This is a genomic window from Halorubrum sp. Atlit-26R, from assembly GCF_003666015.1.
Lineage (GTDB): Archaea > Halobacteriota > Halobacteria > Halobacteriales > Haloferacaceae > Halorubrum.
Window position 1 is genome coordinate 135,856 of sequence record NZ_QPLT01000006.1, and the last position, 25,521, is coordinate 161,376.

Consider the following 25,521-nt stretch of genomic DNA (forward strand, 5'->3'; position numbering starts at 1 on the left):
GCATGGACGTGTACGGACTGATCGGGAACCCGGTCGGCCACTCGCTGTCGCCGCCGATGCACGAGGCGGGCTACGAGGCGCTCGGCCTCGACGCGCGGTACGTCACCTTCGAGCCGGACGCCGACGCCGCGGCCGCGGCGATCGCGGGCGCCGCCGACCTCGGCGTGGCGGGGCTCAACGTGACGGTTCCGTTCAAGCAAGACGCGCTCGACGCGGTCGACGCGGCCCCGCTCGCCGAGCGCATCGGCGCGGTCAACACGGTCGATTACGGGCCGGTCCGCGCGGGCGAGGCCGACCACCCACGAGGCCACAACACCGACGCCGCCGGGGTGACGCGGGCGCTCGCGCACCACGACGTGACGGTCGACGGCCGCGACGCGCTCGTCGTCGGCGCGGGCGGCGCGGGGCGGGCGGCCGCGTTCGCGCTGGCCGACGCGGGGGCGACGGTCCACGTCGCGAACCGGACCGCGGAGCGCGCGGTCGAGTTGGCCGGGGACGTTCCGGGCGCGACCGGCGGCGGCCTCGACGACCTGGGCGACCGCGTCGCGGCCGCCGACCTGCTCGTCAACGCGACGAGCGTCGGGATGGAGGCGCCCGACGAGACGCCCGTCCCGGCCGAGCACCTCCACGGCGACCTCGCCGTGCTCGACGCGGTGTACGCCCCGATCGAGACCCGGCTGCTGCGCGAGGCCGCCGCAGCGGGCGCGACGACGGTCGACGGCGCGTGGATGCTCCTGTACCAGGGGGTCGAGGCGTTCGAGATCTGGACCGGCGAGGACGCGCCGGTCGAGGCGATGAACGCTGCGCTGCGCGCGGAGCTGGAGTGAGGGAGCGGCACGATCATTTATAAATAGAACCGCGGTGGCGCGTGCCTCCGAGCGTCCGAAGGACGCGAGGAGCACGCGCGAGGGAGTCGGGCGCGACGAGGGCGACCGCAGGGAGCCCGAAGACGTGCCCGACGAGGCTGGGGAGGCGTGAGGTGCGGTGCGGAGCGGTGTGGGGCGGGACTCAAAGGGGCAGTCGTGAGGCGGGCGCAGGCGACGCAAGTACCGCAGGGAGCGAACGAAGTGAGCGACCGAGGAACGCAGCGAGCGTGCGCCCGCCTCACGGCTGGGGCTTTGGAGGCGTTCACCGGCGATCCGCAGTCAGCCGTTTATAAGCGAGCGACCGAAGCTATGGAGGCGTTCACCGGCGATCCGCAGTCAGCCGTTTATAAGCGAGCGGCTGGGACTTCGGAAGTGTTCGCCGCGCGGTCGACAATACCCTAAATGAGAGTATCGACAGCGGCGCGCGAGTGTTCTTAAAACAGTCCCGGACTCGCCAGCAGCCCCGCGGTGACGATGAGTCCGACGGAGACGGCGGACGCGCCGTAGAGGAACGGCTTGGCCTCGCGGGCGGGCTCGCGGAGCTTGTCGGCGTCGAGGCCGTCGGCCAGCTTCGAGCCGCCGACCTCGACGAGCCCGGTGCCGACGAACCACAGCCCGAGCATCGTCAGGACGAGGTGGCCGCGGGGCGTCCCCGTCAGCGCCTCGAACGTGTACAGCGTGCCGGCCATGTGCCCGCCGGTGGCGACGAACGCGACCGCGCCGATACGGGTGATCCAGCGCAGGCGGCCGACGAGGGAGCCGAGCGCCTCGGTACCGATGTCGCCGCGGAGCGCGGGCGGCAGGACCGCGAGGGTGACGAACAGCACGCTGCCGACCCAGAGGACGGCGAAGCCGACGTGGACCGACCACATCACGGGGTTGAGAACGTCCATACCATCGGAACGCGCCGGCCCCACTTATAAACCGGCGAGACGGAATCGCGGTTGGTTGCGTCGGAAAGGGTTTTTAAATATCTCGCATGTGTAGCCGTCGGCAATGGCGCTACTTCAGAAGCTCAAAGAGAAGCTCGGATTCGGGAGCGGTTCGGGCGAGCGCGAGTCCGGGGAGACGGAAGTGACGGTGGAGCGGGAATCGGAGCCGGCGGCCGACGCGTCCGGGACCGACGGCACCGAGGCGAGCGAACCGGTCGAGACGACGGAAGCGGCGGCTGAAGCGGAATCGGCGGCTGAAGCGGAATCTGCTGAAGAACCGGAACCTGCGGGGAGCGAGGCCGACGAGACCGACGAGACCGGCGAGAGCCCCGAAACCGAGGCCGACGAAGCCCCGGAGACCGACGAGGAGGCGGTCGCCGCCGAGACGGAGGCCGCCGCCTCGACCGAGTCGCTCGTCGACGACGAGGGCGCGGGTGCCGACGAGGCGGCCGAGCAGGCGGAGGCCGCGGCGGGCGAGAGCGACGACGTCGCGGTCGACGACGACGACCGCGGCCCGAGCGTCGAGGAGATCAAGGGTATCGGCCCGGCGTACGCCGAGCGCCTCGCGGAGATCGGCATCGAGACGGTCGACGACCTCGCCGACGCGGACGCCGCCGAGGTGGCGGAGGGGACGAGCGTCGGCGAGAAGCGCGCCGCGACGTGGATCGACCGCGCGAGCGAGTTCTGAGGGTCGACCGACCGCAACTGTTTCGTCGTCCCCGCCGAACGGAACCCCATGAGGCGAACGGTACACACCGATCGGGACCGGTTCCGCGCGGTCGCGGCCGCGGCGTCGGACGGCGCGCGGGTCCCGGTCGAACTCCGGGTCGCCGTCGACGACCCCTTCGCGGCGTACCGCCGGGCGCGCGACGGCCCCGGCGGCGTCTTCTACGAGACGACCGGCGGCCAGTCCGGCTGGGGGTACTTCGGCGTCGACCCCGTAGAGCGGCTGACGGTCTCCGGCGAGGCGGTCGTCGCGGACGCGGGGGATCCGGAAGCGCCGGAGCTGGACGACGGGGCGGACCCGGGAGGCGACTACCGGCGCCCGTCGCCCTCGCTGTCGGCGCTGGAGGGCGTCCTCAACGGCGAGCGGCTGGCGCGCGGCGACTGCGACGTGCCGTACCCCTGCGGCGCGTTCGGCTGGCTCTCCTACGACGTCGCCCGCGAGTTAGAGGCGTTCCCGCCCGCGGCGCCCGACGGTCCGGGAGCGGTCGACGACCGCGGGCTCCCGCGGCTTCAGGCCGCGCTGTTCGACCGGATCGCGGCGTGGGAATGTCCCGTCGACGAGAACGACGAACCCGTCACGCTCCGCGTGACCGCCTGCCCCCGGGTGCCGGCGGGGCTCGACGACCCCCACGCCGACCGCGACGGGCTCGACGCGCTGTTCGACGAGGGGCGGGCGCGGGCCGGGAATCTGATAGATCGGATCGAGGGCGGCGATCCGGCCTCGGGACCGGCGCCCGATCCGACCGCCGAGAGCGCGACCTTCGAGAGCGACGTGGGCCGCGAGGGGTACGCCGACGCGGTCCGGCGGGTCAAGGAGTACGTCCGCGAGGGCGACACGTTTCAGGCGAACGTCTCCCAGCGGCTCACCGCGCCGGCCGCGGTCCACCCGGTCGAGGCGTACGGCGCGCTCCGCGGGGTGAACCCGGCTCCGTACTCCGGGCTGATCGAGTTCGGCGGGCGCGGAGAGGCCGAGACCGGCGAACCCGAGTCCGACCGGCCGAGCGGCGTCGACCTCGTGAGCGCGAGCCCGGAGCTCCTCTTGGAGCGCGAGCCGACCGACGACCCGGAGCGCGGCGCGCGCCTCGTCACGGAGCCGATCGCGGGGACGCGGCCGCGAGGCGACTCGGAGGCGGCGGACGCCGAGTTGGAGACCGAACTCACCGGCGACGAGAAGGAGCGCGCCGAGCACGCGATGTTGGTCGACCTCGAACGCAACGACCTCGGGAAGGTGTCGCGGTTCGGCACGGTCGAGGTGAGCGAGTACCGGCGCGTCGACCGCTACAGCGAGGTGATGCACCTCGTGAGCCTGGTCGAGGGGGAGGCCCGCTCGGACGCCGGGTTCGCGGACGCGGTCGCGGCCTGCTTCCCCGGCGGGACCATCACGGGCGCGCCGAAGCCGCGGACGATGGAGATCATCGACGAGTTAGAGCCGACGCGCCGCGGGCCCTACACCGGGTCGATGTTCGCGGCCGGGTTCGACGGCCGCGCGACGCTGAACATCGTCATCCGGACGCTCGTGCGCCACGCGGCGGAGTACCACCTCCGGGTCGGAGCCGGGATCGTCCACGACTCCGACCCGGAGGCGGAGTACGCGGAGACGCTCGCGAAGGCGCGCGCCCTCGTGAGCGCGGTCGACGAGGCGCTCGCCGCCGGCGGGATGGCGGTCGGCGAACCGGACATGGAGGCGACCGAGGAGACGGCAGAGGAGGCGGTCGAGCGATGACGGAAACCTGTGCTGGCGGTGAGCCGGAGGGTACAGCCGAGGGCGGCTGGCGCCCGGGCGCGGGCGACGCCGACGCGCGGGTCCTCGTCGTCGACAACTACGACTCGTTCGCGTACAACCTCGTCCAGTACGTCGGCGAGGTCGCCGGCGCAGTGACGGTCCGGCGCAACGACGCGGTCGATCTCGCGGGGATCCGCGCGCTCGACCCGGACGGCGTCGTCGTCTCGCCCGGGCCGGGGACCCCGGCCGAGGCGGGGATCTCGACCGCGGTCTTCGAGCTCGACCGACCCGTGTTCGGCGTCTGCCTCGGCCACCAGGCGCTGTGCGCGAGCCGCGGGAGCCGCGTCGGCCACGCGCCCGAGGTCGTCCACGGGAAGCCCTCGACGATCAGCCACGACGGCGAGGGCGTCTTCGACGGTCTCCCCGACCGGCTCCGAGTCGGGCGGTACCACTCGCTTTGCGTCGAGCGCGAGGACCTCCCGGACGAACTGATCGAGACCGCCCGTACCGAGGACGAGCGCGAGGTCGTAATGGGCGTGCGCCACCGCGAGAAACCTCACGTCGGCGTCCAGTTCCACCCGGAGAGCATCCTCACGCCGCGCGGGAAGCGCATGGTCCGGAACTTCGTGGAGGTGTGCGAGGACCATGAGTGACGACGGCAAACGGTCCGAGTCGATCGACGGCGAACGGTCCGAGGCGACCGACGGCGACACCGAGCGGCTGTACCACGTCGACGGCGAGCTCGTCCCCGCTCCGGAGGCGACCGTCTCGGTGGAGGACCGCGGGTTCGCCTACGGCGACGCCGCCTTCGAGACGATGCGCGCGTACGGCGGGGATCTCTTCCGGTGGAACGCGCACGCCGACCGGCTCCACGACACCTGCGAGACGCTCGCGCTCGACCACGGGATCGCCGACGCGGAGCTGAAGCGGCGGGTCGACGAGACGCTGGCCGCGAACGACCTCGCGGACGCGTACGTGAAGCTCTCGATCACGCGCGGCGTCCAGCCGGGGACGCTCGATCCCGACCCGGAAGTCGACCCGACCGTCGTCGTCATCGCGAAGCCGCTCCCGCGGGGCGGCGTCGGGAGCGACCCGGTCCACGACGGCCCGGCCGCGCTCCAGACGACGAAGACGCGCAAGCCCGCGGACCGCGCGATCCCGGCCGCGGCGAAGACCCACAACTACCTCAACGGCATCCTCGCCCGGCTCGAACTCCGGGTGACCGGCGCCGACGAGGCGCTGATGCTCGACCCGGACGGCAACGTCGCGGAGGGCGCCACTTCGAACCTCTTCTTCGTCGACGGGACGGCCCTCAAGACCCCGTCGCTCGACGGGCCGATCCTGCCCGGCGTCACCAGAGCGACCGTGATCGATATCGCCGAAGACGAGGGGATCCCCGTCGAGGAGGGGACGTACGCGCCGGACGCGGTCCGTGAGGCGGACGAGGCCTTCCTCACGAACTCGACGTGGGAGATTCGACCCGTGGGGACCGTCGACGGCATCGCGGTCGACGGCGACGGCGAGGGGGTCGCCGGCCCGCTCACGACGCTCCTCTCGCGGCTGTTCGACCGCCGGATCGAGGAACGGCACTACGACGGCGCGCGGCTGTGACGGTCGGCGACCGGTGCTGATCGACGTCCCCGTCCCCGATCGTCGTCGCTCGCGGCACCGTATTTAAAAACGGCGTGCGGTGCGGTGGCGCGTGCCTCCGAGTGGCCGCCGAAGGCGGCCGCGAGGAGCACGCGCGAGGGAGTCGCGAGCGCAGCGAGCGACGAGGCTGGGGAGGCGTGAGGCGCTGTGCGGTTGCGGTCGGGCGGGACTCAAAGGGGCAGCCGCGAGGGCGTCGTAGGCGACGCAAGGACCACAGGGAGCGAGCGGAGCGAGCGACCGAGGACCGCAGCGAGCGTACGACGCCCTCGCGGCTGGGGCTTTGGCGGTGGTCTTTGCCGATCCGTCAGCAACCGTTTATAAGCGAGCGGCTGGGGCTTTGGAAGCATCCTCGGCGGGAGCGACCGCGCATCGCCGACCGGGTGCCGCCTCGGAGGCGTACGGGATCTACCCGCCACGCACCATTTATAAATAGGCGACCGAGCGGCCGAATCGATCAAGGGCGACCACAGCGTTCAAATCGAGCCCACGCCACCGACTCGTATGGACGAGGCTCGCCGGATGGCCGGCGTCGAGGAGGTTCCCGAGGAGAGCACGCTGCTCGCGACGCTGCGACCGACCGACCCGGACGCCGTCGACGAGGGCGAAGGCGACCTCGGCGAGGGCGAGGACGGCGGGCCCGAGGTGGAGGCGATCCTCACGCGGGCCGCCGGCGAGGTGCGCGCGTTCCGGAACTACTGTCAGCACTGGACGGACGTCCGCCTCGACAAGGACGACGGGGCGTTCGTGCGCAACGGCGAGGTGTTCTGTCAGACGCACGGCGCGACGTTCGAGGCCGACGGCGGCTACTGCAACTTCGGCCCCTGCGAGGGCGCCGTCCTCGAATCGGTCGACGTGACGGTGGCGGACGACGCGGTGTACCTCGACGACGACGCCTACGAGTTCGTCCGGCTCGGCCCCTCCGACGGGAAGGGGGGCGGGAGCGGCTCGCGGATCGACTTCACCGGGAACTGAGCCGCGCGGTCGGTTGCCGCGAGCGCACCCGATCAGAAGCGCGTGCGACCGCCGCCCCCGCTCGCGTCGTCGCGGCCGAGCGCCTTCTTTAAGAAGTTCATCCAGCGCTTCCGGTCGGCGGCCTCCTGCCGCTTCGCCTCGGTCTCCGGGTCGGGCGCGTCAAGCCCCTCTAGGGCCTCCAGCGCGCGGTCGATGCCGATGATCGACGCGGCCAGCTCCTCGCCCGCCTCGTAGCTCACCTCGTTCTCCTCGATGGGCTCCAGCCGGTCGAGCCGCTCGCGGCGGAGGTTCCGCTTCGCGCGCTCGACGCGGTCGCGCTCGCCGGGCGGCACCGAGTCGCGCCGCTTGATCTCGAAGACGAACGACCGCAGGTCGATCGACTCGCCCTGGATCTCGATCGACTCCGGGATGTCGGCGCCGACCGTCGCGGACTCCCGGTTGACCCGCTCTAAGATCTGTTTCCGCTCGTACTCCTTCACGCCAGTCCGGTAGGGAGCGGGCGCACTTCGCTCCTTCGCCCCGCGGATCGGGTCAGACCGACGCCCCCGACCGCTCCCGCGGCGGGAGGTACAGTCGGACGACGTTGCCGCGCGGCTCGCGCCGCTCGAACTCCAGTTCGCCCCCGAGCGACTCGATACACCACTTCATGACGAAGAGGCCGACGCCCGTTCCGTGGCGCGTGCTCGTCACTTCGCCGAACGCGTCGAGGGCGTCGGTCTCCGCCTTCGGGATGTGCGGGTTCGCGTCGGCGACCCGGATCTCCACGCGTCCCGTGTTCGGCGAGGGCCGGACGGTCACCTCGACGGTCGGCTCGGGGTCGGCGGCGTGCCGGGCGGCGTTCTCGATCGCGTGGCGGAGCGCGTGGTCGAACGCGGCGTCGACGTGGACCCGCATCGGCCGGCGTTCCGTCACGAGGAACTCGGCGTCCGGGTACGACGGCTCGAGCGCGGCGACGACGTCGCGGACGGCGTCGGCGGCAAACCGGTACGAACGGGACGTCTCGGACCGGCTGACGGCCTGCTGGATCTCCTTGACGGACGTGGCGACCGCGCCGAGCCCAGTCGCGGCCGACCTGGCGCTCGCGGCGGCGGCGCGCACGTCTCCGTCGTCGGTCCCGCGCAGTATCTCGCCGGTGTACCCGATGATCTTGTTCGCCTCGTTCCGAAGGTTGTGGCGGAGGACACGCCAGAACAGCGTCTCCCGACGGCTCGCGGCGTAGTGTTCGGTGATGTCGCGTAATTCGGCGAGGACGAGTCGCTCAGCCACCTCGTTCCCGGGTCCGTTCCCGTGGTCGTCTTGGCCACCCTCGCCCCGGTCACCGTCGCCCCGCCACTCGGAGAGCGAGACCCGGACCCAGACCAGTTCGCCGTCGGACCGCTTGATCCGCCACGTGAACTCCGGCGAGTCGCCAGCGGTGGCATCGCGGAGGCGTTCGGCGAACTCCGACTCCGAGAACCGGTACGTGTTCGCGGTGTACCGGCCGACGGGCAGGTCACGCAGCTCCTCGGTCGGGTACCCGACGAGCGACTCCAAGCGCCCGTTCGCGCTCGCGACGGTGGCGTCGGCTGGATCGAACAGCGCGATTCCGACTCGAAGCGCGTCGTACGCCGGGGGCAGTCGCGCGTGCGGCCTCGTAGCCATACGACCGATGTCGTCGCCGGCGCGGTGATGGACCTTGCTAAGAGCGGTATATAGGGCTCCGGTGACCTCGTGACCGCCGGGGTTTTGCGCGCGCGCCGCGAACAAGTTCGCATGAACTCGCTCGAAGCCGAACTCGCCGCGGCCCGCGACCTCGACGTCGCGGAGCTAGCGGACGCCATCGAGTCCATCGGCTTCGAGTGTACGCGCTGCGGCGGATGCTGTACGGGCTACGCGCCCGACGAGCCGGGGGGTGCGCCCGCGGGAGAAGGCGCGGACGAGGACGACGGAGCGGGAAGCGCCGAGAGCGGCGCCGGGTGCCACGACGACGGCGCGGACGGCGACGCCGACTGCGAGCCCCACACCGCGACGGTCTTCCCGGACGAGGTCCGACGAGTCGCCGACGCCGCAGAGGACGAGTTCGGCGAGGCGTACGACTGGCGCGACGTGGCCCGGCCGATGCCGTTCGGGCTCGACGCCGACGCGGACGGCGATCCGACCGGCGAGACGTTCGAGTGGGCGCTCGCGACCGACGGCTGCGGCGACTGTACCTTCTACGAGGAATCGGACGGGCAGGGGGCCTGTACGGTCCACGACGCGCGCCCGCTCATCTGCCGGACCTACCCGTTCAGCGTCGCCGTAGAGGGGACCAGCCAGCCGATGGGCGAGGCGGTCGACGAGGCGGGCGTCGTCCGCGCCCACGAGTGCGAGGGGCTGGGCCGCGACATCTCGCGCGAGGACGCCGAGGAGCTCGCGGCCGCGCTGAAGGAGCGCGCCGTACGGGAGCTGGAGGAGGCGATCGGCGTCCGCGACGGCTACGACCCCGGCGCGCGCGAGCGGGCCGACGGCGACGTCGTCGTCTTCGACTCGGAGGGGCCGAAGGAGGCGGACGGGACCCCGATCGGCGGCGAGTAACCGTTGGCTGTCGGATTTTGCCCCGCTCAGACCACGTCGAGCGCCGCGTCCACGTCGGCGCGGATCGACTCGCGGGCGGCCTCGTCCGGGAGCGTGAGCGGCGGGCGCACGGCCGGGTCCGGGATGAAGCCGCGGTGGGCGGCCGCGACCTTCGTCGCGGGCGCGAAGCCGTGGTCGCCGCAGCGGGCGAACAGCGGCCTGACCGCGCGGCGGTGGAGGGTCAGCGCGCGCTCGTCGTCGCCGTCGCGGATCGCCTCGCCGAGCGCGACGAAGACCTCCGGGATCGCCTGCGAGAGCGCGTGTATCCCGCCGTCGACGCCGAGGCTCGCGCTCGGGTACAACAGCGCGTCGACGCCCTGGAAGACCGTGAACTCGTCCGGCGTCCGGTCGACGGCAGTGTCGACCGCCGAGACGTCGCCGCTGGTGTCCTTCAGCCCGACGATCGAGTCGCGCTCGGCGACGGCCGCGAGGACGTCCGGATCGATCGGCTCGCCGACCGTCGAGGGGATGTCGTAGAGGTAGACCGGGAGCGGCGCAGTGTCGGCGACCGCGTCGAGGAAGGCACGCTGTCCCGCCGGCGCCGTCGAGTTGTGGTAGTACGGGAGGGTGACCAGCGCCGCGTCCGCGCCGGCCGCGTCGACGGCGTCGAGGCGCTCGCGGACCGCCGCGACCGAGGTGTCCGCCGCGCCGGCGATCACCGGGATCCGCCCGTCGACCGCGTCGACGACGGTCTCGACCACGGTCCGCCGCTCCGCGTCGGTGAGGCTGGCGAACTCGCCCGTGGTCCCGCAGGGGACGATCCCGTCGAGCCCGGCGTCGACGAGCGCGTCGACGTGGCCCGCGAGCGCGTCGGTGTCGACGTCGCCGTCGGCGTCGAACGGGGTGACGATCGGTGGCGAGACGGCGCCGTGTCGGAACTCCGGAGCTGTCATGGGGGGCGATTCGACCGGGCGTGACAAAGGTCTTGGTTCGGTGGCAGGGGGTGCGGGAGAGAGCGGCGACGGAGAAAGAGAGCGGCGACGGAGAAAGAGAGCGGCGACGGAGAAAGAGAGCGGCGACGGAGGAAGAGAGCGATCGGCGCCGTCAGTCGACGTCGACCGGGTCGCGCTCGGGGACCCTCGCGTCGGCCGTGCCGCGGTACCGGTCTCGGAGCCCTCCCGCGAGGGCGCCGAGGCCGAGCAGGAGGACGGCGAACTCGACGAGCCCGCCGACCCACGGGAGCAGGCCGATCAGGGCGATCGCGACGGTCCCGAGCAGGAGCGCCGCCCACCGGTTCGAGCCGCCGGCCCGGCCGAGCACCCACGCGCCGATCGCGTACCGACCGTACACGGACCCGACCCAGAGCGCGACGACGTAGGCCGCGACCCCGGCGAGCGCCAACGGGATCCCGACGATCGTGATCGCCACGAGGACGAGAGCGATCGGGGCGAGGACGAGCGCGAGGAGACCGATCCCACCGCTGACGAGCGGATCGGCGCCGACCCCGTCCTCGACCGCTCGGGAGAACCGGGGGAACGCGAGCAGCAGGACCGCGCCCAACACGAGGTTGGCGGCGACGCCGTACGCGGAGCCGGCCCACGAGGGCAGGCGATCGACCCCGCCGGCGACGCCGGTACCGCGGTCGCCCCCGAGGCTCGCGTCCTCGACGACGCCGCCGGCGACCGCCGCGTCCGGGCTCTCGGTGAACTCGCCGGCGTCGTACCGGAACTCGCCGTCGACGACCGCGTTCGGCCCGAGCACGACGGAGTCACCGCTCGCGCGGACGTCGCCGCCGACCGCGCCGTCGACCCGGACCGACCCCGCGCCCACGTCGAGCGATCCGGCGATACTGCCCGTCTCTGTCAGTTCGAACGAGCCGGCACCGACCTCCGCGTCGCCGCCGATCTCACCGGCGACGACCACGGTCCCGGCGGCGGCCTGAACGCTGCCCCCGACGCGGCCCGTCTCGGCGATCCGGATAGACCCGGCCGCGCCGGAGACGTCTCCCTCGACGGTGCCGCGCACGACGACCGTCGCGGCCACGGTCTCGACGCCGTCGACCGTCTCGCCCTCCTCGACGACGACGGACCCGGACGGACCCTGAACCGACTGGGCCGTCGCGAGACCCATCGCGAGCGGCGAGAAGAGCGCCATCGCCGCGAGCACGACGGCGATTCGACGACGGGTGCTGCTGTCTGAAAGGACCATGCGCGGTGAATCGCTGTCTGGATACATATGTGTGTTCGTCAACTAGTGACCGCCGGATCGGTCTCTTCGGACGATTCGTCCCGCGTGCGAACGCGCACGCGAACCGGCTCGGCCGGCCGCGTGTTCGCGCTCGCCCGCACCGACAGGTCGGCCGTCACCGGCTCCAGCCGCAGCCGCCGGAGCAGCGTCGCGGTCGCGAGCCGGAGCTCCTGTCTCGCGAAGCGCATCCCGATGCAGTGGCGCGGTCCGCCGCCGAACGGGAAGTACGCGTACTCCGGGCGCTCGCCGACCGCCGGTCCAGGGGCGTCGTCGCCGTGGACGGGGCCCGCCGCCTCGTCGCCGCGGTCGGATCCCGCCGACCCGTCGCGGAGCCAGCGCTCGGGGCGGTACGCCTCGGGGTCGTCCCACCACCGCTCGTCCCGGTGGACCGTCCACGGCGAGAGCGTCACCACGACGCCCGCCGGGACGCGGTGGCCCCCGAGCGTCACCGGCTCCGTCGGCTCGCGGAAGAAGGAGTGAACGGGCGGGTACAGGCGGAGCGCCTCGTCGACGGCCGCGGTCAGCGCGGGGCACTCCCGGAGCTCCGCGGGCTCGGGGTCGCCGTCCAGCGCCGCGACCTCGCGCCGGACTCGGTCCTGAAACGCGGGGCGGTCGGCGAGGCAGTAGAGCGCGTACGTGAGCCCGAGCGCGCTCGTCTCGTGGCCGGCGAACAGGAACGTCACCGCGTTGTCGACGAGCCGGTCGTCGTCCATCGCTCCCATGTCGGCGGCCGCGACGAGGGTTCCAAGGAGGTCGTCCGCGGCGCCGGGGTTCGCGGGCGGGCCGGCCGCGCGGCGCTCGGCGACGAGGTCGCGGATCGTCGACCGGAGGGCGGCCAGCCGCCGCCGGTAGCGGCGGTTCGTCGGGGTCGGCACCCACGCCGGGAGGAACGAGGTCAACCGCCGGGTGTCGAACCGCTCGGTGACGCTCTCGGCGGCCGCGCGGACGGTCTCGCGCTCCCGTTCCACGTCGCTCCCGAGCAGGCTCTCGGCGAGGACGTCGAACGCGTACTCCGTCGCCGCGGCGTGGACGTCGACGACGTCGCCGTCGTCCCACGACGCCGCCGCGCGGCGGGCGCGGTCGACCATCGGGTCGCCGTACTCGGCCACCCGCTCGCGGAAGAACGCGGAGCGGATCGCCGTCCGCTGGTCCCGCCAGTCGTCTCCCTCTGCGAGGAACAGCCCGTCGCCGAGGAGCCCGCCGAGCCGCTCGCGGGGCATCGACCCCTTCTCGTACCGGTCGTGCTCGTCGACGAGAATTCGACGGACCGCCGCGGGGTCGGTGACGAGGTAGCTCTCCGTGCCGAACACGTCGTACCGGACGACGCCGCCGTGCGCTGCGGCGCGGCGCTCGTAGAAACCGAGCGCGTCGCTCGCCAGCTCGTGAACGTTCCCGAGCAGCGGGAGTCCCCCGGGCGCCGGCGGTCGGGTCGAGTCGGCGTCGTCGTCGCGGTTCGTCGGCGGGTCGGCCTCGTTCTCGTCTGTGCGCTCCGATCTCGGGGCGGCCTCGGCGGCGGCGCGACTGGTCCCCGGATCGGTCTCGTCGTCCGCTCGGGTCGTCGTCTCGCCCATACGGATCGATCGGCGCCGCGACGGACTGAGCCTTGGCACGGACACGTCCGTGTATTTTAAATTAAAGTGTGTAGCGCCGCGTGTGGGGCCCATGCGCTACGTCCACGTCGAGTTCGAGTTCCCGCCGGCGGTCCGGCACCCGATGCACGACTTCCTCGACGGCGGCGACGGCCGGCGCAGCGAGCTGGTGACGTGGCGGCGGCTGCCCGACGGGACGCTCGCGACGCTGTTCCGGATCGCGGCCCCGCGCGAACCGTACCTCGAGCGACTGCGCGAGATCGACGCGATCGAGCGGTTCGAGACGGCGCCGGGGGAGGCGCCGTTCTACCTCAAGGCGTACGAGCGGCTGGGCGGGCCGACGGAGACCTTCCTCGACGCGTTCGCCGACACGGAGTTCCTCTCGGTCCCGCCCGTCGTGTTCCGGCCGGCGGGCCGGCTGTCGTTCGGACTGATCGGACCGCCGGACCAGCTGCGCGACGCGCTCGCCGCGGTGCCGGACCCGATAGCCGTCGAGGTCGACCGAATCGGGTCGTACGGTGGCGGTCGACGGCCGGCCGGCGTCCGGATCACGGAGCGCCAGCGAGAGGCCCTGCGGGCCGCACACCGCGTCGGCTACTACGAGGTCCCGCGTAGCGGGTCGGTGGACGACGTGGCGGCGGCGATCGGCTGCTCGTCGTCGACCGCGGGCGCGCACCTCCGCAAGGCCGAGGCGGCGCTGGTCGACGCGTTCTTGCGGTGACGGGGGAGTCGCCGCGACGCCGATCGGCGCGACGCCTGACTGTGTCGGCGGTACAACTATACTGGCCCGCGCCCAGCATCCGGTGGAGTCTACTATGGAAATCTCCGAGAAGCTCCTCTGTCTGTTCAGCGCGGAAGTTCGCGAGACCGACGACGGCGAGTACGTCGTCGACGTGCCGAACCGCGAGATCGAGGCCGGATCGCTGGAGCCGGGCGAGACGTACCGCGTCGCGCTCGTCGCCCGAGACGGGTCCGCGGAGGGGACGGCCGACGCCGACGCCTCCCCCTCGCGGAACGACGACGGGCCGCAGCCGCCGGTCGAGCCCGGCGAGATGCGGTACGTCGAGATCGAGGACCTCGGCAAGCAGGGCGACGGGATCGCCCGCGTCGAGCGCGGGTACGTGATCATCGTCCCCGACACCGAGGTCGGCGAACGGGTGAAGATCGAAGTGACCGAAGTGAAGTCCAACTTCGCCGTCGGCGAAGTCGTCGAAGAGGCGGGCTGAGCGGCGGCGAGACGGCTACTCTTCCTTCGGCACCCGGGCGTCCCAGTACGACACCGAGGCGACGTAGTCGCCGGGAACCGTGTCGCCCGCGAGCTCGTCGAGGAGTCGGAACGGCTTCGCGACGGCGCCCGGGAGCTCGCGGTAGAAGCCGTACGGCAACACGAAGTCGTGCTCCTCGTTCGCGAGCGCGAGCCCCGCCTCGCCGAGCATCGCGGCGACCTGCCGCTCCGAGTAGAGCCGCGAGCCCATCGGGAGCAGCCAGGTGTACAGCGTCCGCAGGCTGCGGCCGTTGAACGTGTCGAAGAACACCTGATCGCGGCTCACCCGGCGGAGCTCCTTCGCGAACGGGACCGGGTCGTCCATGAGGTGGAAGAATCGCATCGCGACGACCGTGTCGAAGTGGTCGTCCGGGAACGGGAGCCGCGAGGCGTCGCCGCGGAGGAACTCGACCGTGTCGGCGTAACCGGCGGCGGCGACCTTCTCGCGGGCCTGTTCGAGCATCTCGCGGGAGACGTCGAGCCCGACGACGTCCGCCCCTTGGTCGGCGAGCATCGTCGTGAACCGCCCGGTGCCGCAGGCGACCTCCAGCACGCGGTGGCCCGGGTCGATCGGGCCCAGCGCGGCGAGGACGGCCTCCTTCTCCCGGCGGTCGATGAGCTGTCCGCCGCCGGAGAAGCGGACGTCGTCGTACTCCTCGGCGACCTCGTCGGCCTGGTACCAGTCCTGTCCCTTCACGTTGTCCGTGATGGAGCCCGGACCGACAAAACCGTACTGGATGCGGTCCGGCGGTCGCCCCGATGTGAGCGGTCGGACGCGGTCCGGCGGCGGCCCGAATTCGGGCGGTCAGGGACGGCCCGGCAGCGATCCGGAGTCACCCGCTCGTGGCGACGTTCTCGGCGGGAATCTTGACGATAACGCGGGCGCCCTCCTCCTCGTCGTGGTGCGGGTACTCGTCGACGCCGAAGTAGCGGCGGGCGAGCTCGTCGATGTGCTCGCGAGCGCCCTCCTCGGTCAGTTCGGCCTCGCCGCGGACGGAGACGTACCGGTACGGGTCGTCGGGGTCGAGCACGCTGACGCCGACCTTCGGGTTGTGTCGGACGTTCCGCTCCTTGCGGCGCCCGCGGGCGGTGTTCACCAGGACGTACTCGCGGTCCTCGTGGTCGACCCACACCGGCGTGACGTGGGGGAGCCCGTCCGGTCCGACGGTCGCGAAGTGCGCGTACGACTCGGCTTCGAGGATGTCGACGTGGGACTCGGGTATCACGCGACGTGGTAGGGCCCCGCGTCGGAAAACCTGCCTGATAGATCGTCTATGATAGCCGGACGAGAAGTGATATTAACACATTATATTATCACAGGCAACTTCCCCTATATGTAGCCAACCTTTACCACTATCCACGGGATTCGTGTGAGACATGAGTACCAGTCCCGCGGAGACCGCTGACCAGGACCGCCTGTCGGAGACCGAGTACCGCGACCGCCTGCGCGAGCTTCCCCCGAGCGCGAAGCTCGTCGCGAAGGTGCTGGAGGGGGACGCCCCCCTCTCGCAGGGCGGCCTCGCCGAGGAGTCGCTGCTGCCCGACCGCACCGTCCGCTACGCGCTCAACCGCCTCGAGGAGGAAGGCCTCGTCGACTCGCGGTACAGCTTCAAGGACGCGCGCAAGCAGGTGTACTACCTGACGATCTAACCGGATCGCACCGCCCGGCCGTCCGGTGCCGACGCGGCGCCGATCCGGCCGCACCGCACCGACCGCACACGCAGTCCTTTTTACCTCCTCGCCACGATAGCCGCTCGTATGGACCTCTCGGTCGTCGTCCCGACGCTCAACGGTCGGGACCGGTTGGCCGCCTGCCTCGACGCGCTGGCGGCCGACGCGCCCGACGCCGAGGTGATCGTGGTCAACGGTCCCTCGGCCGACGGCACGACCGGCATGGTTCGCGACCGCGACGACGTCGACGTGTTAGTGGAGATCTCCGACCGCACCGTCAACGTCGCCCGCAACGCCGGCGTCGAGGTGGCGACGGGCGACGCGGTGGCGCTGGTCGACTACGACAACCGGATCGAGCCCGGGTGGCGCGACGCGGTCGCCGACGGCCTCGACGCGGCGCCGGTGGTTTCCGGCCCCGTGACGCCGATCCCGCCGAGCGAAGGGGACGCGGGAGCTGACCGCCCGGACGACGCGGCGGCCGACGACTCGACCGAGCCGGAGCGCAACCCGAGCGAGCCAGAGCGCAACCGGATCGCGGGCCGGGACGTCACCTACTTCGAGAGCGGGAACGTCGCGTTCCGCCGGGACGCCCTCCGGGACCTCGACGGCTTCGACGAGTACCTCCGGGTCGGCGGCGCGCGCGACGCGGCCCACCGGCTCGCGCGCATGGACCGCGAGGTGGCGTGGCGGCCGGCGATGGCCGCGCGGAAGGAGCTCCCGACCCCGACCGCCGCGGACGGCGGGCGCAGCGCCCACGAGTGGGGCTGGAAGTACCGCGGGCTCGCCTACCGCCTGCTGAAGAACTACGGCGTGCGGCCGACCGCCCTCCTCCGGACGGGGTCGCACGCGGTCGGCGACGCGCTCGGTGCGGCGCGGGACGTGGTCCGCGGCGAGTCGACGCCGACCCGCTGGGCCGCGACGGGCCGCGACGTGCTGGTGGGGCTCACCGGCGGGAGCTCCGACGGGTTCGTCGCGCGGCGTCGCGACCGGAGTCCCGCGCGGAACCCGAACGGCATCTCGACGCGCGCTGACCGCGCCGTCGCGAAGTACGACCGGCGGCCGGAGGCGGACGACGACGACGGGAACAGGGCGGACCGCGACGCTGGGAGCGGAGCGGACCGCGACGGAGCGCGCGAGTCCGACGACGGCGAGCGCGAAGCCGAAGCCGCCGGCGAGTGAGCCCCGGGCCTTTTAACCGGAGCCGCGGCCTACGCTCCGGCAACGAATGGGACTCACGAAGCGCATCATCCCCTGTATCGACGTCGACCTCGACGAGGACGGCGACGCCGCGGTGTACACCGGCGTCAACTTCGAGAACTTGGAGTACACCGGCGACCCGGTCGAGTTAGCGAAGAAGTACAACGAGGCGGGCGCAGACGAGTTCGTCTTCCTCGACATCACCGCCAGCGCCGAGGGGCGCGAGACGATGCTCGACGTGGTCAACCGCGTCGCCGACGAGTGCTTCATTCCGCTGACGGTCGGCGGCGGCATCCGGACGAAAGCGGACATCAAGGAGACGCTCCGCGCCGGCGCGGACAAGGTGTCGATCACGACCGGCGCCCTCGAACGCCCGGAGCTGATCGAGGAGGGCGCGGCCGCGTTCGGCTCGCAGTGTATCGTCATCTCCGTCGACGCGCGGCGGCGGTACGACGACGAGGGCGAGCACTTCTACGAGGACGAGGACGGCGAGACGGTGTGGTTCGAGTGCACGAAGAAGGGCGGCCGCGAGGGCACCGGCGTCGACGCCGTCTCGTGGGCGAAGGAGGCCGAGGAGCGCGGCGCCGGCGAGCTGTTCGTCAACTCTATCGACAAGGACGGGACGAAGGACGGCTACGACATCCCCCTGATGAAGGCGGTGGGCGAGGCGGTCTCGACCCCTCTCATCGCCTCCTCCGGCTGCGGGAGCCCGGAGGACATGTACGACGTGTTCACCGAGGCGAACGCGGACGCCGGGCTCGCGGCCTCCATCTTCCACTTCGGCGACTACTCCATCGAGGAGACGAAGGCGTACCTCGACGAGCGCGGCGTGCCGGTGCGCCGCTGAGCGTGGGATCCCGGTGCGCCGCTGAGCGCGGCGTGTCGGTGGTGAGTTAACTACCGCTGTAGTGTCTATTTTTCCGCGTCCGAAACCAACAGTTATTATCCGACGGAGCGCGAACCGTGACGTATGTCCACGTCCACGTCACCCACGCGTGTTCGCGACGGCTCGCCGGAGCTCGTCTGTAAACGGACCGACGACGGTGACGACGGCGGCGAGGTGACGTTCTTCGAGCGGGACGTCGACCCGGACGAGCGGACCACCCGGTGGATCACGGTCCGCGAATCCGACTGCGTCTCCCGCGACGAGTGGCGATAAGATCGGGTTTGTCGTGTTTTTGGCGGTTATTTATAAATTGATACTAGCGGAGCGGCGGCGAGCACTTCCAGAGCTCCAGCCGCTTGCTTATAAATAGGCGACCACGGAACGGCGGAGAACACTTCCGTAGTGCCTGCCGCTTGCTTATAAATAGGCGACCACGGAACGGCGGAGAACACCTCCAAAGCCCCAGCCGTGAGGCCGCAGTACGCTCGCTGCGCTCCTCGTCACTCGCTTCGCTCGTTCCTGCGGTGCTTACGTCGCCTACTGCGGCCTCACGGCTGCCCCTTTGAGTCCCACCCCGACCGCGACAGCACCGCGGCCTCACGCCTCCCCAGCCTCGTCAGTCGCCTCCGCTTCGCTCCGGCGACTGACTCCCTCGCGCGTGCGGTTCGCGGCCTGACGGCCGCTCACCGGCACGCGCCGACCGCACTGGTCATTTATAAATAGTCGCAGAGGTCCGGTCAGTCGTCGTCCGCGGCGGCGCGGTCGGCGAACTGCGGGAGTTCGTCGTCGAGCAGCGCGACCGTCGCCAGTCGGATCGCGTGCGGCCAGCCGAGCGGGGTCGCGCTGTCGGGCGTCCCGTCGTCGAAGAACTGCTCGGGGAGGTACGTCGTCGGCTCGCAGAGGGAGCCGCCGGGCGAGACGTGCGCGAGCAGGTCGCGAGCCCGGGCCGTCATCTCGGCGGCGCGCGGGTCGTCGTGGGCCGCGAGCAGGGCCGCGAGCTCCGCGCAGGCGTTCGCGCCCCACGCGGTCGAGACGGTCCACACCTTCTCGGAGATCTGGTCCGCCCGTCGCCAGCCGTCCCCCTCGTAGCGGATCAGCCCGGTGATGTCGTCGGTCTCGTGGTGGAGCCCGTCGACGACCGTCTCCACGTGCGAGACCAGTCGGTCGAGGCGCTCGTCGTCGACCGCGCCGACGGCGTCGAACGAGCGGTGCGCGGCCGCGAGCGCCAGCGTCGCGGAGTCGAGCCGGTCGTCGATCCCGCCGTCGAGCGTCTCGCGGACCGCGTAACAGCCCCGCTCGGGCACCCAGAGGTCGTCGAGGGCGTCGTACACCTCGCGGGCCCGGTCGCGGGCGTGCGCGGCGAGGTCTTCGGGCAGCGAGTCGGCGGCGGGTACGGCGTCGGGGTCGTCGAGCGCGTCGGCGTCGAGCCCCTCGCCGTGGCGGCCCAGCTCGCTGTACGCCTCGAGGAACGTCGCGGCGGTGTGCGCGAACCGGCCGGCGGAGTCCTCCCACGCGTTCTGACAGACGACCGGGCGGCCGTCGGGTTCGAGGGTTCGGTCGAGCCCCGCGAGCGCGGCGACGAGCGTCCGGTCGAGGCCGTCGACGTCGACCCCCGCGGCGCGGGCCCGCGCGAGGTAGGCGACGACGCTGCCGGTCTGGTCTGCCTGGTAGTCGACGTCCGGCCCGTCTTCGATCCGGGCGTTCGCCCACCCGGGCGCGAGCGCGCCGTTCCGGGGCCACACCCGGTGGGGCCACGAGCCGTCCGGGCGCTGGGTGGCGACGTACATCCGCGCGGACCGGGCGTGCCAGTCGTCGAGGTCGAGGCCGACCGCGTCCGCGGCGCCGAGCAGGAAGCCGGATATCTCCGCGTCGTCGCGGAACCAGGTGTAGCCGTAGCCCCCGGAGTGCTCGTAGTAGGGGTCGAAGTCCGGCCCCGCGATCCGGAGCCCGCTGGGGGCGGAGAGCAGCGAGAGGACGCGCAGGTCCGCGACGACCGACTCGCGGGCGGGCGCGGACTCGGGGACCGTCGGGAGCGAGTCGGCGGCCGCCTCCCGCAGGGCGTCGACATCGTCGAGATCGGAAAAGAGCGCGTCGAGGCGGTCGCGGGCCGCCTCGCGGTCGGTCTCCCTCCGGTCCGTCAGGAGCGTGGCGACGGTCGCGACCCCGTCGTCGAACGGTACGTCGGCGATCACCTCGCCGGAGAGGCGCTCCTCCTCGTAGCGGTCGCCGTCGCGGTCGCGCGGGAGGTCCGTCGGGTCGTCGTCGAGCAGTTCGGGGAACGTGGCCGGGAGCTGCCCGCGGAGGTCGGCGAAGCCGGTCGCGCTCGCGAGGAAGTCGCGCTCGTCGGCGTGGTACACCTCGACGGCGTCGTCGTACCGGAGCTGCCCCACGCGGTCGTCGCGGCCGTCGGGCGCGAAGCGGGCGTAGACGACGAGCGAGGCGTCCGCGGGGTCGACCGCAGTCCCGTCCTCGAACTCGACCGACGCCCGGGTGAGATGCGCGTCGCCGAGGGTCGCGTCGTGGCGGGTCACCGTCGCGCGCGGCGTCTCGTGGACCGTCTCGACCAGCGCGGCGTCGCCGACGTACCGCTGGGTCGTCTCGGCCTCGTCGAGCCAGTCCACCTCGTCGCCGACGGCGAGCCCGATCCGGGACCGGACGAGCCCGGTCCGGCCGGTGAGCGGGTAGCCGAAGTCGCGGAGTTCGCCGTCGTCGCCGACGTGGACGAGCCGGCCGTCGCCGCCCGAAAACCGACCGGAGACGGTGCGCCGCTCGCCGGGGAAGCGCGTCCCGTCGCCGGCGTGGCGCTTGTAGTCGTCGAGCGCGTCGCGGAGCTGCATTACGCGAACACACGCCGCCGCTCGGTATGAAGCTTTGGTGTAATTATTGTTCAATCGTTTAGCGAACGGAAACCCTCAAACCGCGGCGCGACGAGAGGCGGAGCGTGCACGAACCCGGCCCTCCGCGAACGACGAGCGTCGGCGAGCCCGTCGAGTTAGCGCCGCGGTCCCCCGACCCCGACGGGACCTACCGCTGGACCGTCCGCGACGCGCCCGCCGACAGCGGCCTGTCCGCCGGAGACGGCCCGGACCCGGACGCGACCGGGCCGCCGAGTTCGGCGACCGCGGTCGGTTCGGATGGCTCGGCGACGGTGCTGCGCGCGGGCGAGACGAGCCGCGACGACGACCCGGTCGTCCACCTCGACCCGGACGCCCCGGGGACCTACGTCCTCGCGCTCGACGCCCCCGACGGCGTCCACCGCCAGCGCGTTCGCGTCTTCCCCGACGAGCGCCGCGAGGCGGCGATCCGCGTCCCGGCCGACGAACTCTCCGTCGAGAACGGCGACCGCGTCTCCCTGCTGTGGCCCCACAACGAGAACCGGCTCGCCCTCGACCGGGCCGAGCGCGACGGCGACGAGTGGGTCGCGTCGGTGCGCGTCCCGCCCGGCAGCCACGGCTTCGGCTTCGTCCCGAACGGCGACCGCTCGGCGGCGTTCCACGGAGAGTGCGAGGTCCCCGGCCCCGGGCGCCCGCGGCTCTCGCTCGACGCGGCGGTCGTCGAGGCCGACGACCCCGGAGCGAGCGACGGTCCCGAGGCGAGCGACCGGCTCCGCCTGACCGCCGCGGTCGAGCCCGCGCCCGCGGTCGACGACGTCGAGCGCGGCGGCGACCCGGAGGCACTCGGCGCGACGTTCCTCGTCGACGACCGGGACGCCGATCCCCAGACGGTCGCGGCGATCGAGTCGCGGGCGGACGGGCAGACGCTCTCGGTCCCGCTCGACGACCTCCCGGACGAGGTCCGGATCCACGCGGTCCCGCACGGCGAGCGGTACGGGGCCGCGGAGACGGTGCGGATCGAGACCGAACGCGGTGCGCTCGAAGCGGTCGACGGCGACAGCCTGGTCGCGGTCACCGACCCGAACCCGACGCCCGAGTGGGCTGCGTCGCCGACTATCTACGAGGTGTTCGTGCGGTCGTTCGCGGGCGACACGCTGCCGACCACGTTCCGCGAGATCGAGCGCCGGGTCGAGTACCTCGACCACCTCGGCGTCGACGCGCTCTGGCTCACCCCCGTCCTCGCCTCGCCGACGGACCACGGCTACCACGTCACCGACTACTACGACACGGCCGCGGACCTCGGCTCGCGCGAGGCGTTCGAGTCGCTCGTCGACGCCTGCCACGACGCCGGGATACGCGTCGTCTTCGACCTCGTGATCAACCACACCTCCCGCGACCACCCCGCGTTCCAGCTCCACTCCGCCGGCGTCGACGCGTACGCCGACCACTACCGACGCACCGACGCGAGCGGCGACGTGACCGGGATCGACTGGGCCGAGCTCGGCGAGGGGGACGCGCCCGACTACTACTTCGAGTGGGGTCGGATCCCGAACCTCAACTACGACAGCCCGGCGGTCCGCGAGTGGCTGCTCGACGTCGTCGACGAGTGGGCCGGCGTCGTCGACGGATTCCGCGCCGACGTGGCGTGGGGCGTCCCGCACGGCTTCTGGAAGGAGGTCGCCGACCGGGTCCCCGACGATACCCTCCTCCTCGACGAGACGCTCCCGCACGACCCGTTCTACGGTGAGGGGGAGTTCCACCGCCACTACGACACCTCGCTGTACGAGACGCTCCGTGCGATCGGCGCGGGCGACGAGCCGGCCGATGCGGTCGAGACCGCGCTCGCTCGCGGCGAGTGGCTCGGCTTCGACGACCCCGCTTCCCAGATGCGCTACGTCGAGAACCACGACGAGGACCGGTACCTCGCGGAGCACGGCCGAGACGCGCTCCGCGCGGCCGCGGCCGTCACGTTCACGCTGCCCGGCGCGCCGATGATCTACGCGGGACAGGAGCGCGGCAACGAGACGTACCGCGGCCCGATCCGGTGGCACGACGGCGACAACGACCTCACCGAGTTCCACCGCGAGCTGGCAGCGCTGCGCGGGGCCGAGCCGGTCCTGCGGACGGGCGCGGTCGACTTCGGCGGTCGCGCGGCCGACGCCCGCGTCGTCGAGGGCGACGCCGAGCGCGTGGTCGCCTACGAGCGCACGCCGCCGGAGGAGAGCGGCGTCGACGCCGCGGACGGCGACCCCCTGCTCGTCGTCGTCAACTTCGCCGAGGGGCCGGCGACGGTGGCGGTCCCCGACGCGGTCGAGGCGGACCTGTTCGGGGGCGAGGAGGGGATGACCGGAGCGAGCGACGCGGGCGACGGTGACGCCGGCGACGGCGAAACCAGAGTCGAGGTCGACGCGGTCGCGGTCCTCCGCTGACCCCCGGCCTCGATCGGACGCCCCGGACCGACCCTTATAAGTGTCGCTCGGAAGAGGCGTGCGTATGGACGACCGGACGCTGACCGACCTCCTCCGTCGCTTCGGGCTCTCCGACAAGGAGGTCGACACCTATCTCAGTCTGCTGGAACACGGCGAGGCGAAGGCGAGCACGGTCGCCGACGCGGCGGGCGTCTCGAAGCGGTACGTCTACAGCGTGAGCGAGTCGTTAGCGGAGCGCGGCTTCGTCGAGGTGAACGACCACGTCGTGCCGACGACGATCCGCGCGAACCCGCCGGACGAGGTCATCGACCGGCTCCGGTCCGACGTGGACGCGATGCGGCCCGGGTTAGCGGAGCGGTACTCCCGCGTGGAGCGCCAGGCCGAGCAGTTCGAGGTGATCAAGTCGCGGGCCACCGTCATCAAGCGGATCCGCTCGCTGCTCGCGGACGCCGAGTCGGAGGTGGCGCTGTCGATCACCGCGAAGCAGCTCCCCGAGGTGAAGGAGGCGCTCGTCGACGCGGTCGACCGCGGCGTCCTCGTCCTCCTCGTGGTCTCCGACGCGGCCGCGGACCTCGACGCGGACGACCCCGCGCTGGAGGGCGTCGCGAACGTCGTCCGGACGTGGGGCGAGGCGATGCCGACCCTGCTCACGGTCGACTCCGCGGCCGGCGTCGTCGCCCCGCCCGAGCTCCTCCGGCGGTCGACCACCGACCGGCAGGCCATCGCCTTCGCGCAGGAGCAGCTCGCGCCCGTGATCGTCGGCTCCTTCCTCGGGAACTACTGGCCCGCCGCGACCGAGCTCGCCGTCGCGGACCCGGCGCCGCTCCCGGCCGAGTACACGGACTTCAGGCACACCGTCCTCCAGGCGACGCTGCGGCTCCGCGCCGGCGACCGGCCGCGGGTGACCGTCGGCGGCCGGTGGACCGACGACGACGAGCCGGCCGAGGTCGTCGGCCGCGTCGTCGAGACGAGACAGGGGATGGTCGAGCCGACGAACAACGAATTCCCGGTCGAGCACTCCCTCGTGGTCGAGACCGACGACGGCGACGTCACCGTCGGCGGCCAGGGCGCGTTCGTCGAGGACGTCGAGGCCGACCTCGTCCGGATCGAGTCCGACGCGGAGTAAACCGGCCTCACGAGCCGTCCGAACCGCCCGAGTCGCTTCCCTACTCCTCCAGGCTCGGGTGCGTCTCCTGCGGGTCGGGGTGCGGCTCGGCGAACCGGTCGCGGGTCGCGTCGAGCGCGGTCGCCTCGCGCGCCTCGCGCTCCGCGGCGTCGATCTCCTCGCAGCCGGGCGGCACCTCCCGGTCGCGGTCGGTGAAGTACCCCTCCGGCGCGACCCAGTCGTGGTAGAACGGTAGCTCCGCTTCTTCGAGCAGCGTCACCGCGACCTCGGCGCCGTGGCCGGCGCACACCGCCGCCTGATGCGGTTTGCGAGCGAGCCGCCCCGCGGCGTACAGGCCGTCGACGCCGGTCCGGCCGCGTTCGTCGGCGTCGACGTACGCCTTTCCGCGGTCGACGATCGCGACGCCGTCGAGATCCGCCAGGTAGCCGACCTCGTTCTTCGTCGCGGCGACGACGTGCCGCGCCCGGATCCGATCGTCGCCGTCGGTCGCGACGACGAAGCGGGCGGACCCGGTGCGCGCCTCGTCCGACTCTCCACCATCACCGTCGACGAGCGAGACCCGCGTGACGCGGGCGTCCAAGCGGTCCGCGCCCGCGGTCTCCGCCTGCTCGCCGAGCAGGTCGAGCAGTCGACGCGCGTCGACGCCGAGCGGGAAGCCGGGGAAGTTCTCCAAGCGGGCGTTCCGCCGGAGGATCGAGCCGCCGGGGTCGACGACGAGCGTATCGAGGCCCTGCCGGGCGGTGTAGACGGCCGCCGAGAGGCCGGCGACCCCGCCGCCGACGACCACCACGTCCCGCGCGGCGGGTGTCCCGGTTCTCGGAGCCGTCGAGTCCTCGCGCGCCTCGGTCGTCTCCTCGGTCATCGGTCGATCACCCGG

General features: G+C 72.4%; 25 protein-coding genes. 15 read left to right on the forward strand and 10 right to left on the reverse strand.

The features are described from left to right. Positions 1–2 precede the first annotated feature (2 nt). The gene (locus tag DVK07_RS08685) at positions 3–827 is read left to right on the forward strand and encodes a shikimate dehydrogenase (protein WP_121596678.1); all 825 of its coding nucleotides are present in this window, start codon (positions 3–5) and stop codon (positions 825–827) included. Positions 828–1,300: 473 nt separating this feature from the next. On the opposite strand, the gene DVK07_RS08695 is transcribed toward DVK07_RS08685, so the two are convergent. After that, a complete protein-coding gene (locus DVK07_RS08695; RefSeq protein ID WP_121596679.1) occupies positions 1,301–1,759 on the reverse strand; it encodes a transporter in 459 nt (152 codons plus the stop codon). A gap of 103 nt (positions 1,760–1,862) precedes the next feature. Between DVK07_RS08695 and DVK07_RS08700 the strand changes: the two genes are divergently transcribed. From DVK07_RS08700 to DVK07_RS08720, 5 genes are all read left to right on the forward strand, one after another. Next, positions 1,863–2,486, forward strand: a complete 624-nt coding sequence (locus tag DVK07_RS08700; protein WP_121596680.1) for a helix-hairpin-helix domain-containing protein — start codon at positions 1,863–1,865, stop codon at positions 2,484–2,486. Positions 2,487–2,534: 48 nt separating this feature from the next. Beyond that, positions 2,535–4,247, forward strand: coding sequence for an anthranilate synthase component I family protein (locus tag DVK07_RS08705; protein WP_121596681.1), 1,713 nt, complete (start codon positions 2,535–2,537; stop codon positions 4,245–4,247). Beyond that, the gene (locus DVK07_RS08710) at positions 4,244–4,900 is read left to right on the forward strand and encodes an aminodeoxychorismate/anthranilate synthase component II (RefSeq protein WP_121596682.1); all 657 of its coding nucleotides are present in this window, start codon (positions 4,244–4,246) and stop codon (positions 4,898–4,900) included. Before DVK07_RS08705 ends, DVK07_RS08710 begins: the two co-directional genes overlap by 4 nt. Next, positions 4,893–5,858, forward strand: coding sequence for an aminotransferase class IV (locus DVK07_RS08715; RefSeq protein ID WP_233565391.1), 966 nt, complete (start codon positions 4,893–4,895; stop codon positions 5,856–5,858). Before DVK07_RS08710 ends, DVK07_RS08715 begins: the two co-directional genes overlap by 8 nt. Positions 5,859–6,398: 540 nt before the next feature. Further along, entirely contained in the window at positions 6,399–6,869 is a 471-nt protein-coding gene (locus DVK07_RS08720) for a Rieske 2Fe-2S domain-containing protein (protein ID WP_121596683.1), read from the forward strand. 32 nt (positions 6,870–6,901) lie between these two features. Here the strand turns inward: DVK07_RS08720 and DVK07_RS08725 are convergent, their stop codons facing one another. After that, positions 6,902–7,348, reverse strand: coding sequence for a DUF5788 family protein (locus DVK07_RS08725; RefSeq protein WP_121596684.1), 447 nt, complete (start codon positions 7,346–7,348; stop codon positions 6,902–6,904). A gap of 52 nt (positions 7,349–7,400) precedes the next feature. Further along, positions 7,401–8,510, reverse strand: a complete 1,110-nt coding sequence (locus tag DVK07_RS08730) for an ATP-binding protein (protein ID WP_121596685.1) — start codon at positions 8,508–8,510, stop codon at positions 7,401–7,403. A gap of 111 nt (positions 8,511–8,621) precedes the next feature. Between DVK07_RS08730 and DVK07_RS08735 the strand changes: the two genes are divergently transcribed. Next, complete coding sequence (locus DVK07_RS08735) at positions 8,622–9,422, forward strand: YkgJ family cysteine cluster protein (protein WP_121596686.1); 801 nt, start codon at positions 8,622–8,624, stop codon at positions 9,420–9,422. Between the two features lie 26 nt (positions 9,423–9,448). On the opposite strand, the gene DVK07_RS08740 is transcribed toward DVK07_RS08735, so the two are convergent. The 3 genes from DVK07_RS08740 to DVK07_RS08750 all read right to left on the reverse strand — a co-directional run bounded on the left by DVK07_RS08740 (position 9,449) and on the right by DVK07_RS08750 (position 13,219). Then, positions 9,449–10,354 (reverse strand): dihydrodipicolinate synthase family protein, encoded by a 906-nt coding sequence (locus DVK07_RS08740; RefSeq protein WP_121596687.1) that lies wholly within the window; start codon positions 10,352–10,354, stop codon positions 9,449–9,451. A gap of 151 nt (positions 10,355–10,505) precedes the next feature. Then, positions 10,506–11,609 (reverse strand): polymer-forming cytoskeletal protein, encoded by a 1,104-nt coding sequence (locus DVK07_RS08745; protein WP_121596688.1) that lies wholly within the window; start codon positions 11,607–11,609, stop codon positions 10,506–10,508. Positions 11,610–11,647: 38 nt separating this feature from the next. Continuing rightward, positions 11,648–13,219, reverse strand: coding sequence for a cytochrome P450 (locus DVK07_RS08750; RefSeq protein ID WP_121596689.1), 1,572 nt, complete (start codon positions 13,217–13,219; stop codon positions 11,648–11,650). Positions 13,220–13,310: 91 nt separating this feature from the next. Between DVK07_RS08750 and DVK07_RS08755 the strand changes: the two genes are divergently transcribed. Both DVK07_RS08755 and DVK07_RS08760 read left to right on the forward strand, forming a co-directional pair. Continuing rightward, positions 13,311–13,958 carry a helix-turn-helix domain-containing protein gene (locus DVK07_RS08755; protein WP_121596690.1) on the forward strand — a complete coding sequence of 216 codons (648 nt, stop codon included), beginning with the start codon at positions 13,311–13,313 and terminating at the stop codon, positions 13,956–13,958. Positions 13,959–14,052: 94 nt separating this feature from the next. Then, positions 14,053–14,463: a TRAM domain-containing protein gene (locus DVK07_RS08760; protein ID WP_121596691.1), complete on the forward strand. Its 411-nt coding sequence runs from the start codon at positions 14,053–14,055 to the stop codon at positions 14,461–14,463. Between the two features lie 15 nt (positions 14,464–14,478). On the opposite strand, the gene DVK07_RS08765 is transcribed toward DVK07_RS08760, so the two are convergent. Continuing rightward, on the reverse strand, positions 14,479–15,198 hold the full coding sequence (locus DVK07_RS08765) for a class I SAM-dependent methyltransferase (RefSeq protein ID WP_121596692.1): 720 nt from the start codon (positions 15,196–15,198) through the stop codon (positions 14,479–14,481). Positions 15,199–15,334: 136 nt separating this feature from the next. After that, on the reverse strand, positions 15,335–15,727 hold the full coding sequence (locus DVK07_RS08770) for a PPOX class F420-dependent oxidoreductase (RefSeq protein ID WP_096393735.1): 393 nt from the start codon (positions 15,725–15,727) through the stop codon (positions 15,335–15,337). A 151-nt stretch (positions 15,728–15,878) separates the two neighbouring features. On the opposite strand from DVK07_RS08770, the gene DVK07_RS08775 reads away from it, so the two are divergent. From DVK07_RS08775 to DVK07_RS08790, 4 genes are all read left to right on the forward strand, one after another. Further along, on the forward strand, positions 15,879–16,151 hold the full coding sequence (locus DVK07_RS08775; protein WP_007344851.1) for a helix-turn-helix domain-containing protein: 273 nt from the start codon (positions 15,879–15,881) through the stop codon (positions 16,149–16,151). A 108-nt stretch (positions 16,152–16,259) separates the two neighbouring features. After that, on the forward strand, positions 16,260–17,351 hold the full coding sequence (locus DVK07_RS08780) for a glycosyltransferase (protein WP_121596693.1): 1,092 nt from the start codon (positions 16,260–16,262) through the stop codon (positions 17,349–17,351). Between the two features lie 46 nt (positions 17,352–17,397). Beyond that, positions 17,398–18,216, forward strand: a complete 819-nt coding sequence (gene hisF, locus DVK07_RS08785; RefSeq protein WP_121596694.1) for an imidazole glycerol phosphate synthase subunit HisF — start codon at positions 17,398–17,400, stop codon at positions 18,214–18,216. Positions 18,217–18,339: 123 nt separating this feature from the next. After that, positions 18,340–18,528: a hypothetical protein gene (locus tag DVK07_RS08790; RefSeq protein WP_004596599.1), complete on the forward strand. Its 189-nt coding sequence runs from the start codon at positions 18,340–18,342 to the stop codon at positions 18,526–18,528. A gap of 464 nt (positions 18,529–18,992) precedes the next feature. Here DVK07_RS08790 and DVK07_RS08795 read toward each other — a convergent pair whose 3' ends face one another. Continuing rightward, complete coding sequence (locus DVK07_RS08795) at positions 18,993–21,092, reverse strand: glucan 1,4-alpha-glucosidase (RefSeq protein ID WP_121596695.1); 2,100 nt, start codon at positions 21,090–21,092, stop codon at positions 18,993–18,995. Positions 21,093–21,196: 104 nt separating this feature from the next. Between DVK07_RS08795 and DVK07_RS08800 the strand changes: the two genes are divergently transcribed. Together DVK07_RS08800 and DVK07_RS08805 are read left to right on the forward strand one after the other, a co-directional pair. Continuing rightward, the gene (locus DVK07_RS08800) at positions 21,197–23,518 is read left to right on the forward strand and encodes an alpha-amylase family glycosyl hydrolase (protein WP_121596696.1); all 2,322 of its coding nucleotides are present in this window, start codon (positions 21,197–21,199) and stop codon (positions 23,516–23,518) included. Positions 23,519–23,582: 64 nt separating this feature from the next. Next, the gene (locus DVK07_RS08805; RefSeq protein WP_121596697.1) at positions 23,583–24,644 is read left to right on the forward strand and encodes a TrmB family transcriptional regulator sugar-binding domain-containing protein; all 1,062 of its coding nucleotides are present in this window, start codon (positions 23,583–23,585) and stop codon (positions 24,642–24,644) included. A 40-nt stretch (positions 24,645–24,684) separates the two neighbouring features. Here DVK07_RS08805 and DVK07_RS08810 read toward each other — a convergent pair whose 3' ends face one another. Next, the gene (locus DVK07_RS08810) at positions 24,685–25,506 is read right to left on the reverse strand and encodes an FAD-dependent oxidoreductase (RefSeq protein WP_121596698.1); all 822 of its coding nucleotides are present in this window, start codon (positions 25,504–25,506) and stop codon (positions 24,685–24,687) included. Positions 25,507–25,521: the final 15 nt, after the last annotated feature.

Coding starts and splice junctions, on each gene's coding strand:
- DVK07_RS08685 (WP_121596678.1), top strand. CDS start 3: ATGGACGTGTACGGACTGATCGGGAACCCGGTCGGCCACTCGCTGTCG.
- DVK07_RS08695 (WP_121596679.1), bottom strand. CDS start 1,759: ATGGACGTTCTCAACCCCGTGATGTGGTCGGTCCACGTCGGCTTCGCC.
- DVK07_RS08700 (WP_121596680.1), top strand. CDS start 1,863: ATGGCGCTACTTCAGAAGCTCAAAGAGAAGCTCGGATTCGGGAGCGGT.
- DVK07_RS08705 (WP_121596681.1), top strand. CDS start 2,535: ATGAGGCGAACGGTACACACCGATCGGGACCGGTTCCGCGCGGTCGCG.
- DVK07_RS08710 (WP_121596682.1), top strand. CDS start 4,244: ATGACGGAAACCTGTGCTGGCGGTGAGCCGGAGGGTACAGCCGAGGGC.
- DVK07_RS08715 (WP_233565391.1), top strand. CDS start 4,893: ATGAGTGACGACGGCAAACGGTCCGAGTCGATCGACGGCGAACGGTCC.
- DVK07_RS08720 (WP_121596683.1), top strand. CDS start 6,399: ATGGACGAGGCTCGCCGGATGGCCGGCGTCGAGGAGGTTCCCGAGGAG.
- DVK07_RS08730 (WP_121596685.1), bottom strand. CDS start 8,510: ATGGCTACGAGGCCGCACGCGCGACTGCCCCCGGCGTACGACGCGCTT.
- DVK07_RS08735 (WP_121596686.1), top strand. CDS start 8,622: ATGAACTCGCTCGAAGCCGAACTCGCCGCGGCCCGCGACCTCGACGTC.
- DVK07_RS08740 (WP_121596687.1), bottom strand. CDS start 10,354: ATGACAGCTCCGGAGTTCCGACACGGCGCCGTCTCGCCACCGATCGTC.
- DVK07_RS08745 (WP_121596688.1), bottom strand. CDS start 11,609: ATGGTCCTTTCAGACAGCAGCACCCGTCGTCGAATCGCCGTCGTGCTC.
- DVK07_RS08750 (WP_121596689.1), bottom strand. CDS start 13,219: ATGGGCGAGACGACGACCCGAGCGGACGACGAGACCGATCCGGGGACC.
- DVK07_RS08755 (WP_121596690.1), top strand. CDS start 13,311: ATGCGCTACGTCCACGTCGAGTTCGAGTTCCCGCCGGCGGTCCGGCAC.
- DVK07_RS08760 (WP_121596691.1), top strand. CDS start 14,053: ATGGAAATCTCCGAGAAGCTCCTCTGTCTGTTCAGCGCGGAAGTTCGC.
- DVK07_RS08775 (WP_007344851.1), top strand. CDS start 15,879: ATGAGTACCAGTCCCGCGGAGACCGCTGACCAGGACCGCCTGTCGGAG.
- DVK07_RS08780 (WP_121596693.1), top strand. CDS start 16,260: ATGGACCTCTCGGTCGTCGTCCCGACGCTCAACGGTCGGGACCGGTTG.
- hisF (WP_121596694.1), top strand. CDS start 17,398: ATGGGACTCACGAAGCGCATCATCCCCTGTATCGACGTCGACCTCGAC.
- DVK07_RS08790 (WP_004596599.1), top strand. CDS start 18,340: ATGTCCACGTCCACGTCACCCACGCGTGTTCGCGACGGCTCGCCGGAG.
- DVK07_RS08795 (WP_121596695.1), bottom strand. CDS start 21,092: ATGCAGCTCCGCGACGCGCTCGACGACTACAAGCGCCACGCCGGCGAC.
- DVK07_RS08805 (WP_121596697.1), top strand. CDS start 23,583: ATGGACGACCGGACGCTGACCGACCTCCTCCGTCGCTTCGGGCTCTCC.
- DVK07_RS08810 (WP_121596698.1), bottom strand. CDS start 25,506: ATGACCGAGGAGACGACCGAGGCGCGCGAGGACTCGACGGCTCCGAGA.